The organism is Blautia glucerasea (assembly GCF_013304385.1).
In the GTDB taxonomy this organism is placed as follows: domain Bacteria; phylum Bacillota; class Clostridia; order Lachnospirales; family Lachnospiraceae; genus Blautia_A; species Blautia_A ammoniilytica.
In genome coordinates this window covers 121,201-136,706 of the sequence record NZ_JAAITU010000001.1, presented here as the reverse complement: position 1 = coordinate 136,706, position 15,506 = coordinate 121,201, and the positions used below count along the sequence as shown (strand labels likewise).

General features: G+C 38.8%; 26 protein-coding genes and 1 tRNA gene. All 27 read right to left on the bottom strand.

The window, feature by feature from the left end:
* The 27 genes from G5B11_RS00735 to G5B11_RS00605 all read right to left on the bottom strand — a co-directional run bounded on the left by G5B11_RS00735 (position 1) and on the right by G5B11_RS00605 (position 15,499).
* On the bottom strand, positions 1-144 hold the full coding sequence (locus G5B11_RS00735; RefSeq protein WP_173726495.1) for a hypothetical protein: 144 nt from the start codon (positions 142-144) through the stop codon (positions 1-3).
* Between the two features lie 17 nt (positions 145-161).
* Positions 162-434 carry a DUF2829 domain-containing protein gene (locus G5B11_RS00730; RefSeq protein WP_173726494.1) on the bottom strand — a complete coding sequence of 91 codons (273 nt, stop codon included), beginning with the start codon at positions 432-434 and terminating at the stop codon, positions 162-164.
* 6 nt (positions 435-440) lie between these two features.
* The gene (locus G5B11_RS00725; RefSeq protein ID WP_173726493.1) at positions 441-653 is read right to left on the bottom strand and encodes a hypothetical protein; all 213 of its coding nucleotides are present in this window, start codon (positions 651-653) and stop codon (positions 441-443) included.
* A 13-nt stretch (positions 654-666) separates the two neighbouring features.
* A complete protein-coding gene (locus G5B11_RS00720) occupies positions 667-861 on the bottom strand; it encodes a hypothetical protein (protein ID WP_173726492.1) in 195 nt (64 codons plus the stop codon).
* Positions 862-915: 54 nt separating this feature from the next.
* Positions 916-1,194: a hypothetical protein gene (locus G5B11_RS00715; RefSeq protein WP_173726491.1), complete on the bottom strand. Its 279-nt coding sequence runs from the start codon at positions 1,192-1,194 to the stop codon at positions 916-918.
* An 11-nt stretch (positions 1,195-1,205) separates the two neighbouring features.
* Positions 1,206-1,718 (bottom strand): LPD11 domain-containing protein, encoded by a 513-nt coding sequence (locus G5B11_RS18990; RefSeq protein ID WP_244092874.1) that lies wholly within the window; start codon positions 1,716-1,718, stop codon positions 1,206-1,208.
* Between the two features lie 52 nt (positions 1,719-1,770).
* The gene (locus G5B11_RS00705) at positions 1,771-2,016 is read right to left on the bottom strand and encodes a hypothetical protein (protein ID WP_173726490.1); all 246 of its coding nucleotides are present in this window, start codon (positions 2,014-2,016) and stop codon (positions 1,771-1,773) included.
* Between the two features lie 212 nt (positions 2,017-2,228).
* Positions 2,229-2,513: a hypothetical protein gene (locus tag G5B11_RS00700; protein ID WP_173726489.1), complete on the bottom strand. Its 285-nt coding sequence runs from the start codon at positions 2,511-2,513 to the stop codon at positions 2,229-2,231.
* A 64-nt stretch (positions 2,514-2,577) separates the two neighbouring features.
* Positions 2,578-2,847, bottom strand: coding sequence for a hypothetical protein (locus tag G5B11_RS00695; protein ID WP_173726488.1), 270 nt, complete (start codon positions 2,845-2,847; stop codon positions 2,578-2,580).
* 2 nt (positions 2,848-2,849) lie between these two features.
* Positions 2,850-3,329, bottom strand: coding sequence for a hypothetical protein (locus tag G5B11_RS00690; protein ID WP_173726487.1), 480 nt, complete (start codon positions 3,327-3,329; stop codon positions 2,850-2,852).
* Positions 3,330-3,369: 40 nt separating this feature from the next.
* Positions 3,370-7,563 carry a DUF5906 domain-containing protein gene (locus G5B11_RS00685; protein WP_173726486.1) on the bottom strand — a complete coding sequence of 1,398 codons (4,194 nt, stop codon included), beginning with the start codon at positions 7,561-7,563 and terminating at the stop codon, positions 3,370-3,372.
* 21 nt (positions 7,564-7,584) lie between these two features.
* Complete coding sequence (locus G5B11_RS00680; protein ID WP_173726485.1) at positions 7,585-8,148, bottom strand: hypothetical protein; 564 nt, start codon at positions 8,146-8,148, stop codon at positions 7,585-7,587.
* Entirely contained in the window at positions 8,148-8,681 is a 534-nt protein-coding gene (locus G5B11_RS00675) for a hypothetical protein (RefSeq protein WP_173726484.1), read from the bottom strand. The genes G5B11_RS00680 and G5B11_RS00675 overlap by 1 nt, the downstream gene beginning before the upstream one ends.
* On the bottom strand, positions 8,675-8,908 hold the full coding sequence (locus tag G5B11_RS00670; protein ID WP_173726483.1) for a helix-turn-helix domain-containing protein: 234 nt from the start codon (positions 8,906-8,908) through the stop codon (positions 8,675-8,677). The genes G5B11_RS00675 and G5B11_RS00670 overlap by 7 nt, the downstream gene beginning before the upstream one ends.
* A gap of 10 nt (positions 8,909-8,918) precedes the next feature.
* Positions 8,919-9,461: a hypothetical protein gene (locus G5B11_RS00665; RefSeq protein WP_173726482.1), complete on the bottom strand. Its 543-nt coding sequence runs from the start codon at positions 9,459-9,461 to the stop codon at positions 8,919-8,921.
* A 92-nt stretch (positions 9,462-9,553) separates the two neighbouring features.
* The gene (locus G5B11_RS00660) at positions 9,554-10,492 is read right to left on the bottom strand and encodes a DUF6353 family protein (RefSeq protein WP_173726481.1); all 939 of its coding nucleotides are present in this window, start codon (positions 10,490-10,492) and stop codon (positions 9,554-9,556) included.
* 2 nt (positions 10,493-10,494) lie between these two features.
* A complete protein-coding gene (locus tag G5B11_RS00655; RefSeq protein WP_173726480.1) occupies positions 10,495-10,845 on the bottom strand; it encodes a hypothetical protein in 351 nt (116 codons plus the stop codon).
* Positions 10,846-10,854: 9 nt separating this feature from the next.
* A complete protein-coding gene (locus G5B11_RS00650) occupies positions 10,855-11,466 on the bottom strand; it encodes a hypothetical protein (protein WP_173726479.1) in 612 nt (203 codons plus the stop codon).
* Positions 11,467-11,476: 10 nt separating this feature from the next.
* On the bottom strand, positions 11,477-11,668 hold the full coding sequence (locus G5B11_RS00645; protein WP_173726478.1) for a hypothetical protein: 192 nt from the start codon (positions 11,666-11,668) through the stop codon (positions 11,477-11,479).
* Between the two features lie 68 nt (positions 11,669-11,736).
* Entirely contained in the window at positions 11,737-11,973 is a 237-nt protein-coding gene (locus tag G5B11_RS00640) for a hypothetical protein (protein WP_173726477.1), read from the bottom strand.
* A 62-nt stretch (positions 11,974-12,035) separates the two neighbouring features.
* On the bottom strand, positions 12,036-12,866 hold the full coding sequence (locus G5B11_RS00635) for a DUF6353 family protein (protein WP_244092873.1): 831 nt from the start codon (positions 12,864-12,866) through the stop codon (positions 12,036-12,038).
* Complete coding sequence (locus tag G5B11_RS00630) at positions 12,863-13,018, bottom strand: hypothetical protein (protein WP_173726476.1); 156 nt, start codon at positions 13,016-13,018, stop codon at positions 12,863-12,865. The genes G5B11_RS00635 and G5B11_RS00630 overlap by 4 nt, the downstream gene beginning before the upstream one ends.
* Positions 13,019-13,032: 14 nt before the next feature.
* Complete coding sequence (locus G5B11_RS00625) at positions 13,033-13,797, bottom strand: DUF6353 family protein (protein ID WP_173726475.1); 765 nt, start codon at positions 13,795-13,797, stop codon at positions 13,033-13,035.
* Positions 13,798-13,835: 38 nt separating this feature from the next.
* A tRNA-OTHER gene (locus G5B11_RS00620) sits at positions 13,836-13,912 on the bottom strand.
* 69 nt (positions 13,913-13,981) lie between these two features.
* Entirely contained in the window at positions 13,982-14,230 is a 249-nt protein-coding gene (locus G5B11_RS00615; RefSeq protein WP_173726474.1) for a hypothetical protein, read from the bottom strand.
* 546 nt (positions 14,231-14,776) lie between these two features.
* Complete coding sequence (locus tag G5B11_RS00610) at positions 14,777-15,196, bottom strand: hypothetical protein (protein WP_173726473.1); 420 nt, start codon at positions 15,194-15,196, stop codon at positions 14,777-14,779.
* Positions 15,197-15,274: 78 nt separating this feature from the next.
* A complete protein-coding gene (locus G5B11_RS00605) occupies positions 15,275-15,499 on the bottom strand; it encodes a hypothetical protein (protein ID WP_173726472.1) in 225 nt (74 codons plus the stop codon).
* Positions 15,500-15,506: the final 7 nt, after the last annotated feature.

Sequence of the window (15,506 nt, the reverse complement as noted above, 5' to 3'; positions counted from 1 at the left end):
TCATTTCTCCTTTTCTTCCAATTTCATAGTGACTCCGCATTTCATTGCAGCAATTGCAATCCTAGCGTCCGTACACTTTCCCGCGACTCTATATATCGTATAAGCCATGATTCCGGCTATAACAATTTTTGTTCCGTCACTCATAAATATCACTCCTCTAATCAGTGAATATATTCCCAATCCTCAGCGAGAATATCATTGATACTCGGTACCCACATTGCATGGCTACCATTAGTCATTTTGATCTGCAGATATGGTTCGCATTTAAACAGATCTCCTTCATTAAGTCCCCAAGCTTTAGCTGTTTGCTGATTACATGGAATGCCGGACGGATATCCTTTCTGATACACTACAAACATTCCTTTACCGTTCCATCCATGACGGAAAATTTTTTCTCCATTTTTTACTTTTTTAAGTGCCTGTCCAAAATCCATATATTTTTATTCCTCCTCAACGCATTTTTCTTTGTCATCGTAATCTACCTTTTCTGGTGAAATGGAAAGTTCTTTATCCATGCTCTCAGAGTGTTTTTCGATTTTCTGTAGAGTTCTTAGAATTGGAATGGAAAGTTTTTTATCAATGCTCTCAAGGTGCTTTCCGATTTTCTGTAGAGCTCTTAAAATGTTTCTATCGTATTCATCATGCTGTGACATATTCAATTCCTCCTCAACGCAATCTTCTTCTAGCGTCCGTTAAAATATTTTGTCGTTTGTATTGGCTCGGCTCATTCTCAAGTCGTTTGATTACTTCTTTTGGATAACAAAGTTCTTTGGCTGTCCGAATATCAAAACGCCATTGAATTTTAGGATCACGTCGAGTATACTCTTCGTGTTTTACTGATGTGTGAATGTCAGCTCTCACTAGCAGCTCTCCTTTTTTCATATTCCTCTACGGATATTTCAATCCATTAGTTGTTTAGTTTATTAATTCATATTTCTTTTCAAAGACATCTGGCTTGCATGGATAGAATTCGCCTCTGAGGCCTTTGATGATATAATCTCCGTCAGATGCAGTCATGTCGCCCTCTAATGTTTTTATCTTCATAAGCACATGAGGTCTACCTTTTCCAACTTCCCATGCTGTATCGATGATATTATAGATTAACGACTCTCCAACAAAAGCCTTTATCTCTTCGAGATTTAACCCAGTCCACTGAATAGCTTCAATTTCTACTGGTTTTGTTTTATACTTCATATTTTCTCCTTTCAAATATCAACGCCCATCTTCTGAGCGAACTCTTTAATCTGTTCCATAGTTAGCCATTCAGGTTTATCGCCATCTGGGAAACTATTCCAAATATAAATCATGGTTTGAATCTGCTCTTTCTCACTATCCGCCCAAAGGCAATTAGCTGACCCTCCAACTCGCAAGTAGAAATCACAATCTTGTCTTAATCTGTCCAATAACATATAACGGAATTTCGGTTCTTTCTTAGACCAGTCTTCCATTGTTAATCGTCTCCTTTTAGTGGGCATTAATTCCTTTCGATCTTCATACATAGCTAATTTCTGTATAGCGTAATCGAGTACCTCATGCCTTGAAAAGTTTTGCCATTCTGCATCAGCACCATAACTCAGATATGCCTTTCCGTCGTAATCCCGATACGTCAATCTCCTAAGGTTTTTTAGATGGGAACTAACATCCTCGCCTTCCCATCTCTTATTGCATTTTCCAATATAAGCAACTGCCCGTTTATATAGCCAGCTTTTAAAATCCATATGCCCTCCTTTTTCAAATCACACCTAACTCTTCCATGATTAACAACTTCTTTTATCTTTGTATAAAATCTTTCCACCATTCGCAACCGTTGCAGAATTCCATGAGCCCACAAATATCACTATTTTTCCTTAATACATCGCTATATGGGCATTTTGGATCTTTAGGATGCATTCGTTCATACTGTTTTTCAGACATAAATTCAAAATCCTCCCCATTGTTGGCTTTCATATGAATCACTCCGTGATGATTCAACATATTGTCCAAATCTTCATCGGTAAATATAACTAACTGCCTCATCTCTTCTTTTCCTCCAAAACAGAAATAGCCTTTAATATAGCTTCGTGATACATTGCAAGTGTCAGGGTTTTACCGCATCCCCTGGGAAAAACAAATTGATTTAACATAAATTTAAGAATATCAGCTGCTTCACAATTCGTCATACCAATCGCACCCACTTTCATAAACATAAAAGAAAGAGAGCAACGAGTTTCCTCGAAGCCCTCCTTCTACTAATTATTTACAGTAAATCCAATTTTGTTACTTGTTTCTGATGAAACATCTGGTTGTTTACTAGCATACTTTATCTTTGTCTCATTACAGATGTTTTGTGCGTGCTTATTACCTTTTTCTGCCAAAAACTTTAAGACGCTTTTATATACTCCTTCATCCAGGATGGCAGTACAAAAACCGCCAAAAGTTTTACCGATAGTAAACCCCATGCCCGCTGCAAAAGCTCCTTTAAATGCTGTTCTAAACACTTTTGTTGCCGTATAAACCACCATTTGATTATTCATCTTATTCCTCCTTTAAAATATAAATAATTGGTTTGTACCATTAAAGGAGCTGTAATTTATGCGATTACTCCTCATCATCCCAAATGTAATCATTAAACCTCCCTTTTACAAAAATTAAATTTGTTGGTAATACCTCGACAACTCTACCATCTTCAAGTTCAACAAGTCCTGTACAATATGAAATGACTCCGCCTGGATGTCCACCGATCATTAATGAAGGTCCAACAACATTACTTACAAAATTCCATCCATGAAATAATCCTTTTTCTTTTTTATTTCTTTTAACGACCACATAGCACGGTCTTAATTCGTGTTCTATTGTCATTGTCACCATGTTTACTCCTCCGGAATCTCTTCTTCTGCATATCTCTCCGCAAAGCGATCAATCTCCTGAACAACCTCGATAGACCGCAAATATGCTGTGGTTCCTGTCTTCCCATTTACCTCCCAGTGATACGGACTTACATCCATACTTACGCTGGAAATATCAATATCGTCAAGCATACCGACCGATTCCTCATCCAGTCTGTTCACACGATCGCCGGTTTTTAAATATACACGAGGACCTTTGTCATTAAAATTAACTTTTATTGGAAGAGTGATAAACGCACTATCCTCTTCATCTCTCGGTGGTTTGATTTTAACATTCCACCCTTTCTCAGCAAGAGCATCAGCCATTTCTTCATTTGGAATAATGAGAGAGAAGTTGCGATCCCCCTCCCGATTATACTTTCCTGCCTCTCCTCTAAAGTTTCTATATGCGATTCTAGCGTCGTCAATCTGTAAAATTCCTTTTGGTGCAAATGTAAGTTTCATAATGTTATCTCCTTTTCATTAAAATATAAATTAATTGCCATTACATAAACGGCATTTCTTCATCGTACCCCTCCGGGATATTCATAAAATCGTCAAACCGTGGTGGTGATACATACGGGTCATCTGAAACAAACCATTCAAAATCTCCATATTGAGAGATTGCATCAACAGCATCGTCCACAAGCTTGTCGTAATATGACCGATCAATAAACTCTTCGTTTCCTGACGTTGCTGCGATTTCAGACTCAAGCCACCTGAATCCAGTCGTACCAGTGGCAGCATAATATTTTCCGTTCTGCTCTCGAACCAGAATACCTCCACCATTGCCAGGTTTGATTGGGCAAAATTCACCGACCTTTCCTACGAATTTGTAATCATGCCCCTCTACAATCTTATTCCTCAATTCCAGTGCTTTTGGTTCAAATATCGTATCGGATATCTTTCCTTTCTTGTAATCGCTCTCTAACTTATCCATTTCCTTTTCATACGCGCTTACATCTGGCAATGTTTCATTCATGTCTAAATATAAAGCGGATTTTACAGAGAATGTCTCTTTCATATCATTGATGCTAACGGGCTCTCTGCTGAAAAGGGTCTTGAATACATACGGAACCGCAAACTGTTTACCAGTAGCTGTCCATGGATCGTCAGAATGCTTTTTGTTATCACCTGGAATATAACCATACAGTGCTTCACATCCAGCTGGATCTTTATACTTTGCAATATAAACAGCGTTGTTCACTAAGCACATACGATCGTATGTAGCCTCATGTTCAAATGTATATCCATACTTCTGTCCAAAATCCATAACGAACTTGATAATCTCAGGCGTCGCATCTGGAATTTTAATCGAGTCTGTCTTGATGTGGGCAACTTTAAACCCTCTCTTCTGTACCTCATATTTCAGATCGATCATGAATAATGCACCACGTTTCGCAACGATATTATCCTTGTTCCGAATATCACGGAATGGATTATCGAAGTTAGCTGACGTAAGACCATATACTGAGTTAATGGCTGTTTTCAATGCATTTGCAAGATCCTTAGAACTCATTTCTCCATCAATTACTTTCTGAATATAAGGTGTGAGTTTACCATCAAGCATATGATTTACTTCGTCCCAAGCCTCATGCTTGATTGACACTCGTCCCTCAACAATATCTCGATATGCTCTCGTGTACTTTATCCCGAACAAGCATTCTGCAATTGTGCTGTGTGGGTGCATTGAAGAAACATCAAGAAGAGCCACATTTCCATACATACCGGGTTCGGCATATACATAACCACCCTCTCCAACTTCTTCGCCTCGATAGATAGATATGCCATTTTCATATTTGTATCCTGGAAAATATGGAAGATATGAACCAGCATCACCATGGGTCTGACTCATCATTACTGGACATGCCTCAGATAAGAATTGGTACGTATCCTCGTCCATCTCAGTGACAGGTGCAGCCAGATTCCGATAATGAAACTGATCTTGTGGCTTTTTGTTGTTACCAAATATAAATTTGGTAGTAAGTGTGTTAGTGGTGTCGTTGACTGTTAAACCCGCAAGGTCGGCAAGAATCTGTCTGGCTATCCAATCGGATTCAAGGTAATTGAACGCCGCCTCAGTTGCGATAACGTCATCGTCACAATACTCAGCTACTTTCTGCCACAATTCTTTTGGAACTGGTTGATCCCACGGCAGACCAAGCTCATGGTGTTTTATGGATTTCAGCATTCTCCTGAGACTGTCATCCATCTTGGATGTAGGATCATTCGCTTTTGACGACATTTCAATCTCAAGTTTTTTCAAACTCTTTTTGTTTCCAGCAGACGCAAAATCGTAAACATCCGTATAAGAAAGATTGTAAGCCTCTCCAAATAAAACTTTGAGACTGTCTCCTTTTTTAGTGTTTACAATCTTCTGAGATAGGTTGTACAACTGTTCGTTGTTATATCCCATAAGACATGCGTAAAGCATATGGTTATCATATCGTCTACAGTTGAATCCGACTAATCGGAAGCGAATAAGCTCTTCAATGTCCTGTGGTCTTGGATTAATCATCCTGACAATAGGATTTCCTTCACCTTGAACTTTCCAGTTTACAAGAAATAAGTTCGGAAAAACCTCACAGTCAAAGAAGACTAAAGGACTCTCCGAACTTTCTATTGATGATATATTCTCTTCTGATTTGAATTTCATTTTTCCAACCAATTTGATACAATAATCAGCCTGGTTGGTGCTGCTTGCCGCAAATGCGTATATTGCATTCTTCATGTCCGAAACATCATAGTGTATCCCGGATTCATACGCATCATTCAATATCTTGTATATGAAATCCACGTTGGGTTTTGTTCCAGGATGCACATCCTTACTGATACATTTCTTGATCGTTGTCCTTATACCCTTCTCGGTTTGGACAATATCCGAACTTATCATTTTTTCTCCTTTCAAAGGTAATCCAGAACTGAGGGTAGCGATTGCTAAGGCGGTGCACAAAGTCAATTTTCTCCTCAGAGAGCTTTTGCCTGAAAAGACTTTGATCTCAATACCGTCCTCATATACTCTGCTAAGCTTTGATGAATCTCCAGAATATAAATAATGAAGATGTATTCCGGCTCCACCTTTGCTCACCTCGGCATAAGTTGGAGGCCATTTACTCGCCGCCTCAAGATTTCTTTCAAGTGATTTGTTACCAGATTCATCTTTTAAGTCAAAATCAATGACTATATGATTCTCTGGAACCTTGACATAATGAAGTTTCGATGTATCAATGTCTTTGAGTTTGGTTGTGACTTTGTCCCAGGGTTTGGACGGAGTTTCGTCTGCTTTTGCGTATTGTGCAGGACACTCCCCGGACTCTTTGTCGAATATCGATTCATACTCTCCAAGTACAAGCCATTGATTCTTGGTTTTATCACTTTCGTTTTTCATCCCTTTCATATCTTTTTCAAAAATATCAATGCGAAAACCTTTGTATTCATTCTTTATCCTCGAATCTCCATCTATCTTCTCAACGAATTCACGGAAGTAGTTTTTTAATTCTTCCTTAAATGTGCGTTGAGAAAATGGATAAAGGACTTTGGCTTCTTCGCAATAAACTTTGTACATTTCCCAGGCTGCCTTCAGACTTGTACCATCATTTGTCTTGAATACGCTGAAACTATCGATCACAAAATTGTAAAAATCGTTAGATGCTCCAAGCATGATAACCGGAACGTAATTGTCGTACCTACCAGGATCGTCTAAATATACTTCCCTACAATGATACGCAATAGCTCCAAGCTCAAATTTTATGTGTTCGATAGCGTTTTTGTATTCTCGCTGAGTGAGTTTATTTCCGGATGGAGATACATCAATAAGCCTTCGTATCAGACCCGACTTACCGTCCGTAATCTTCACTGGTTTATTCGTTCCGACAAATAAGAAAGCATTAAATCTGGTCGAATATGCCGATTTGAATTTCTCATTTACTGTCATAAGCTCGTGAGAAACCAAGCTGTTTAATCTTGTATTATCATCAATCCTTGATAAATCTCCATCATGCTGAATGGCGACAAGTGGATTAGTCTTAAAAGATTCCAACGCAAAAGAGTTACTACTTTGACCCAGCCCTTTGGCATCGAAAGTCGCATAGTAACCCTCAAATAATGCTTGTATAATATTTAAGACCGTTGATTTGCCTGTTCCAGCAGCACCATAAAGGACCATGAACTTTTGAATGTTTTTTGAATCGCCAGTCACAACAGCCCCAATAGCCCATTCGATCTTATGTCTCTCTTCTGGAGAATATAAAGTTGAAAGAAGCTTATCGTATGATGATATGTCTCCTTTCTCCAAAGGATATGACAGTTTTTTGCTAGCGTAATCTGTCTTCTTTGTCACCACATTGGAAAATATCAATTCCTCATCAAGTGGATGATAATTGTCACGCAACTGCTTTTGACAGTATTTGTGCCAATCGTCAATCATACCAGACGTGGCATCCCACATATATAAAGTATGAAATGACGTATCCATGTGTGTTTTCGCATAGTTATCTGTAAAATCATGAAGCTCGCGGTCAATCATGTCGATAACGTCTTGTTCGTCGGTTGACCATAACCCACGTTCTTCAATCCAAATCGCATAGAAATCACCACCTCTGATCATAAGATCTGATGATCTGGTCATTATGAAATTTGGATAGATTTCGACAACGCCCTGTTTCTTTGACCGCGTCGAGATCCTCATAAAATCAATCATTACATTTTGATTCTCCTTTCATCAGCCTATGTTGTCCAAATATAAACAAAGCTGCCTCCAAATTTCCATTCTACGCATATCATAACGAGTGTCTCGGACGGTAAATAAACCGCCCTTACCTGTTGGATCATATCTGTGATGAATAAAATTCTCCAGAATATCATTCACATACTTGATGTCGAAGTTACGATTATCCATATTTCCAAGTCCGAGACTTATGATCATTCCCCAAAACCATTGTCCGGTCCTATCTCCATATTTCGGGTTGTCCATAATTTGCTCTTCGCATCTGATTGCTAAAGCGATCATCATTTCGAGAATTGAACATGGATTGCTGGAAAGTAAATCGTCTATACGCATTCTTTCCTTGTAACTTCGATTTTCATCATCGCACGCATACCGCCATCGTAAAGCAATTCCATCATTAGCTCGATTTTCATCACGTTCGATTGTCCATTTGAATGGAACACAATGCAGGCGAAATAATAATTTGTCGAATGAAATCTTGGATGAGAATTTATCTTTTGCCACTTTGTTTTTCAACCAATTGAAATAATCATTTTCAATTAAATCACGATCATTCATTAATCCTCCGTTCCGTCGGTATCATAAAACCGCTGATTATCTAAAAGAATTTCGTAATCGGTTCTAAGTTCATCATTTCTTACAAATACAGAATCATCCTCATATTCTCCGAAATGATTTAAAGATTCCATACCAACCATTCGCTCTACGTCTTCAATAATATTGTTGCGATCGTCTGTAAGTATGCCATCAGCATAATAAGTTAAGCTCTCGGTTGGGTAATCTGCCTCACCGAATTCTTCTGGTGAAATAACATAAGGTTTTGCCATAATAGGTTCTTCCTCCTTTGCAATATTTGAATAATTTCTATATCCATTCGTTGTTATCGTTTGCTTTAGTTTTTTCAGATCTGCGTCTGAAAACTTTGGTTCCGGAGTTTCAATATCTTCTTTTTTCTTCCGCTTTGCAAACGTTTCTTTAACTGACTCGATTTCTTCATCAGCAATTGCTTTGTATTTATCCTTCGTAAGTTTCCATGTTGCCACGGAGCCAATAACGGCCCCCGCAGCAAATATCAATAAATTTTTCAGCATGTTTTCTCCTTTTTATTATCACACTTGACGATATACGTTTCGTCTCCGATCTTAACTCCCGGAAGACGACCAATTTCATACAAGGCTTTGACTGTGTTTCGTCCCGTGTTTAATGCAATGGCTGCTTCATCGATCGTCATGAGACAAGGGAGAACGTCACTGTCAAATATAATCGTGTCTTCCAGATGATTCTCCATAATAAATATAATTAACTCTCGCCCAGTCATAGCACCCTCCTTAAACTAATCGGATTTTAATATCTCGATCATTATTTGACGACGTCACCCGATTGCCAATGCTTGAATATATTTTAGAAATATTTTCTAAGTTATCGTTGAATTCCTCTAAAATATCATCAAGTTTGTCGTCAAACTTCTCAGCAATTTTCTTTTTGGCATCTTTTCTAATCTGTCTTTCGAGATCACCCATATCAAGATTAGATACCTGAATGGCAATCTTCTTGCTAACTTTATGGTTAATGTCATTGAACTGAGACTTAACTGCATTTGTCACTTTGTTTTCCATGTCTTTTTCGATGGAAGCCACAGCGATTTTAACTCTCCGTTCAACTTCTCTATCGGCTGCTTTTTCAACAGCTTTGTTGATAATGGCGTCCGGAATAGAAACGTCAAGGTCATCGGAAATATCATCGATAGATTTATCGATTTTCTTCGCAATGTCATTCATTTTATCACGTTTGGACATTCCATACCCGATTCCAATAAGGCCGACTGCAGCTCCGATAATTCCGATGATTGTTCCTACCAAATCATTTGACATCCTAAATATCCTCCTAATTCTAATAATGAATAAAGTTCAGGGTAATCATATATATCTCTATACAGATTACCTGTACCAATTCCGTCCATTCCTCATATCAAGTTATAAATAACTCCGTCAACATTGAAGTCGAGAAGAATAGACCTCTCAATTCCATTTACAAAGTCACGATTCTTTGGCTTATTAACATCATAAATACCGAAGTCAATATAGTTATCACCAATCGGATTTTTCTCATCGTAGATCCAACCGACAATTTGACCTGCTGATGTTCTATGGATTCCAAGCATGTCATAAACCTCATTTAGAAACATATGTCCCTTATCTTTAAGGATTTCGTTTGCTGCATCCTGCTGACGACGAAGAAACATCAAATTTAATTCTGGATCCTTTGTCCAACCAAGGCATCCATCATCATAAAACTTCGCATAAGGGCTTCCCAATAATCCAGCGTCGTCGATGACATCAACCGTATTTTTCACAGTCTTTTCTTTGCCTTTTTCGTCAGTAATCTTCTCCTCGATTTCTTTCGCCTTTACGTTATATCTAAGTTCGTGATCTAAATCTTTCCCGAATCGCTCTACTACTCGTCCACGATATTCTTTAAAGCTTTTGTCAACCGCCGTATATGCTGCAGCCAGAGCAATGTTGCGTTTTCTAAGAATATTATTAGATGTGAGCATGGCAGTAATACTCAGGCCACCAAGAATCACAGATGGAGCATACAGCTTAACAAGCTTAACTGCCGTCTGTGCGTATACAATAACCAGATCATTTTTACTGTCAGCCTCGGTATATTCATCGCTTACAATATCCGGATGCTCGATAACATTATGAATTGCATCGACCGCATCTTTTGATTCATCGAGAATTTCGCTAAGCTTCGTAGTAGCCTTACAAGCCATAATCATACTTGCAACTGTTCCAACTACGCCAACAACAGCCAGGATCTCTGGGCTATGCTTCTGAAGTCTGAAAGTTGTTTTGTTAAGTTTTCTGCTTGCCTTTGTCAAAATATCAAATTTTTTCATTATTATTTGTTCTCCTTTTTAAATTCTTCGATTTCTTTTACGGACATTCCAACGATCCCAGCTGAGCCGTCGGAATCAGTGTGCTTGAAATATTCAGTTCCCTGCGGAAACATATATCTAAACATGCAGTAATTTGCTGCATCGGCAAGATATTCGAGATTTCCAGTTTCCTCAAATTTTGCGATACATTTTTTTAAGGATCCGATTGCATCGACGTATCCGCCCTTAAAATTCTGAGAAGCTTTCCCATACTTGAAGAAACTCTGCAGGACAAGCTTTCTCCTAATGTCATCAAATTTTTCACTATATTCAGTTTTTAAAATATTACTTACATAAGAATCTACAGATTCCATATTGCCTCCTTAATCAATTGGCCCGGCTTTTGGAAGTTTAAGCATATATCCGTCACGAACTCTGATCGGTTCTGCTGTGCGAATATTCTTCCATCCGTATTTATTGTCCGTATAATTACAGGTCTTGCCTACCAGATCGTACATGTCAGCCACACTGACAACACCGTAAGTCTCAATCAGTTCGTCCATACGAGTGAGTACATCCTCGGCTTCTCCACGAGTCTCGAGAATAATATCGTCGTAACTATATCCGGATCTATTCCGACTGCCACTACGGCAATCATCTCTGCGATCACGAGAGTAATCACGATATGATACATAAGATGCGTTTGAGCTACGATTGCCTCGTTTGGTATCTCCGTACAAAATCATATCGATACCATCTCTCACGATATCTGATATAGCTTTCTTCACTGCTGGTACGAGTACATCCATGAAAATATAACTCTTCACGTTAGATACATCCTCAGAGATAAAAACGTCCTTAAACTTACTCATCTCTGATTTCTTTTTCACTCGCACTTTCCCAGTAGTGATCTGCTGGATTTTTTTCTCCGGAAGTGTAGCGTTTTCTTTCTGCTGCTCTTTAAAGCGATTTGAATTTGGCGTATAATCGTCCATTAGCTTCCTCCTAACATGCTTCTTTAATCTGCCCCGGCAAAGTAATTTTTGCAGTCGCAAGACGACCGTGATTTTTCTTGAACTGATAAGCTAAATTACTCATTGCCTTGGTTTTCGTTTTTGCGACTGTCTCTCCATGCCAACGGTCGGTAAGTAAAGTATCAAACTCCATAACCGGTCCGTCATATACATATCTAGTCATCCAATCACCCCTTAGAAAAGAAAAAAGAGAGACACCTTGTTAAAGGCATCCCTCTCTTAGAAATAATCTCATTCTTCAGGCGTTGATGCATTTTCAACGTCATCGGATTCGTCGACTGGCGGAAGATCGTAAACAATCGTTTCAGAATTCTTGCCAAACGTGTATCCAATTGCACCTACTGCAACTGCCCCGACCGCTACCGCGATCTTCTTCCAATTGCCTTTGATGTAACTCTTTACCTTTGAGAATTTTGTTTCCACGATTTCTCCATCTTCTACCATGTCAATAATCTTTTCGTTTTCCATTTTTTCATCCTCCTTTGGAATGTTTTAGTATTTCCCATTAAACACCATGTAATTTTTGCGAATTACATCAACTTTGAATAATCGTACCTTGGCGCAACTAAATAATCCAAAGTGATGCATGGTACTCCTGTATGCTCTTCATCATCAGCTAAGCATGTCCCAAAATCAATATCCACCAAACCATCGTCGAGATTCCATCCAAGATAATCACTCACGTCCGTATGCGGTAGATTAATCTGGTCATAAAAATCACTCAATGACACATACATTTCGTAAGTCATCTCACGATTGATAGCATTTATCGCTCGTTTGATTGTATCAATGTCGGAATAGAAGTATCTTCCAGACACTCCATCCCTACATAACTGTTCTCCTTTACCGGATACAATCACAGTCTTTGATACCGGTGGATCATTTTTGATTCGTTCCTGATTGATTTTATTCCGGACAGTCTTCTCTTTTTTCTCGCCAATCTCTTCAACTACCTTATCTTTGTATTCGGAGAAAGTGGTTTGAACCAAATTATAAGCGGTGAGCAACGCTGTATTCCGTCTCGTATGTACTGAATTTGCTCCTATCAGACAAGCTGTGGATGCGAAACCAGAAACTACGGCTGGAATATAACATTTCCATGCCACCTTAACAGTATCAACCGGTTTTAATTTAAACCCTTCGAGATCTTTTACATCAACACCCTCGTCGACGAGCTCTCTTTTCTGTCTGTATCGCTCCTCATCAAGCAAAGATAAAGCTTTTGGTGTCGCCTTCACTGCCAATACTGTTGTTGTGATCATGCCGGCAATACCGAAACCAGTGAGAATCGCTGGACTATGTTTAGCCGCTTTTCTCCTAAAGTTTCTAAAGATTGATCCAATATTTACCTTTCCCATCATTCTTCCTCCTCGGATACAATTTCTTCAATCCTGTCATTAAACTCTGCTTTACATTCTTTGTCTGTAGCCCAATCTGCAAGAAGACCACAAACAGCCGCTCCAATCCACGCTGCCCATTTCACCACTGTAAATAAAGTCTTACTGTTTTTCATAAATATAATCCTCCTTAACAATCATAATCGTCATAGTTTAATCTTGGTCCAAATGGCATTTCCAAAATATAAAACTCTTTCCCATTCGGAAGAGTGCTTCTACGATGATTGAAATCAATCCAATACTCACCCTCATCAGTAGGTGCCCAACCCATGTCATTTCCGAACTCCACTGGCTCTAAGCCAAGGAAATCGTATAGTTCATTCAAAACCGAATACCCTCGTAAAATATAATTTCTGTTGAGATGGTATTCTGCATTAATGACCTGTTCCACCGTAGATTCAAAATATCGTTTTGAATAGTTATCGTAGAACAATACAAGATTTCCCGTAGATTCATCAAGCGATAAATCACAAGTCTGACCTATATATGCACCGGAAACATATATTTTATCAGCTCGTTCGATAGCTAATTCTTCTACGATTTTTTGATCAGCTTCGTCTCCATATAATTCCCGCACTTTTCTCCGGTAACTACGATGCGTCTGCTCAATCAGCGTGTATGCACCAATTAATCCAGCCTGCGCTCGCTTATTTAATATATTGGATCCGAAAATGCATAAAGCTGACGAAACGCCAATCGCAACTGTTGGAATATAAACAGGTGCTGCGATTTTCACTTTCTCGAGTAAAGACGTTTCTTTATTCAGCCCTTTTTCTTCGAGAAGTTTGATAGCTTTTGGCGCTGCTCTGGCACTAGATACAGCAGTAGCAACCAATCCCACCACTCCGAAGATCGTCAATAAAGTAGCCGACTTTCGTTTTGCAGCAATTTTCATAAATATCCTCCTTTTCGTGTGAAAATATAAAAAGCAAAAGAAACAGAGTGGGAATCGAACCCACGACCATTCAGACCGAAGTCTGACCGCTCGTACCTGCTGAGCTGTCTGTTTCTCTCATTATAGGAATTGTAAATTTAGCGAATAAAATGGAAGAGTCGATGTTCGACCCCTCCTTTTTGCATCAAATTTCATCCGGGCTTGATGCCTCCCGGGCTGGTAACAGCTGATCTAACCTTGTCGAAATGTTGCATAATTCCTGTCCCTGAGCCATATAGAAATTCTTGGTTGCCTCGATAAGTTTGACAGATAACTGAAGAAATTTGAGATCTGTATCGTTCATAGCACAAACGGTATCAAAATCAAATTCACCTTTCAGTACGTCCATAATCTCATCGATTACTCCACATAATTCTTTTGTCTCTTTTAACATAGTCCTTATCCTCCTAATTCGTTTTATTTTTAGACCACTATTGTTCCATTATAGTAAGTGTAATTTTTGCGAATAAACAAAATAAAAGAAAGAGGCCATTTCTGACCTCTCTCGACATACTATCTGCTAAAACCGTCGCCTACTCAAAATACTTCAATAATGAATAGACTAACAGCCCTGCAAGAAATGCAATCGTTACTGCCATTTTTTGTACCTCCTTCTTCAATATTGTTTTCATTAAAGCAATTGTAAAATATGCGAAAAGCAAGAGCCAACGTTGGCTCCGCTTAGAACTACTTTTTCATGAAGTGTCGGATGACTAATACTATCAATCCGACACACACGATTACGTCACTAAACAGCACGATTGTTACCCCACCGGCTAAACCTAAACCGGCGATGATAATAACCGCTGCAATTAGTAACGCTATCAATAGTGTCATAAGTAGTATCATCTTTATACCTCCTTTCCTTTTTTATTGTTCCATTAAAGAAGATGTAAAATATGCGAAAAGAAAAAGAAAAGGGAACCGAAGTTCCCAAATATTACCAGATCTCGGGATATCTGGCGTTGACGACATCCACAAAATCGTCATCGTCAGAAAACCACTTATCATCCCGTTCACTGTATAACCAAACTTTGTCTACATCATACGCCACATTATCGTAGTCGTATGAGCATACATATTCGATTATATACAGATCACCGTTGACAACCAGTTTCTGCTCAATGTCGATTTCGAGTCCGTCAAAACGTTCCTCAATATCTCCCAGTTCTGAATAATACTTTGAATCATCCAGTTCCTTCTCTTCAATAACACGATTAGATCTCTCGATCTCATTTTTTGTCTCATCGATTAGTAACAATTTCGCCTCTGTCATATCACTAGCATCGGCGCTAACCTCAATTGCTCCGAAAACCACTGTAATAACAGCTACCATCATAATTACCATTCTCTTCAACATAACAAAATCCTCCTTTATTTAAACGTGTTTGTTTTCATTAAAGGAGTTGTAATTTTAGCGAAAAAGAAAGAGCCCTTGTTAGGACTCCTCCTCCTCCTCGTTGTTATCGATTTTTTTCCATGAATCTTTTACAGACACCGCGATCAAGCCTATTGCCATTCCAATTACGGCGCCAATACCTCCTTTTACAATGCCGTCTCGGTGTAACTGAGCTCCCCATCGTATAAGTGCTTCTCCGTGATCCGGAATTAAACTCTCAATTTCTTTGATCGTCTCCGGTGTCATTAATGTATTTTTCTTCATGATAGAT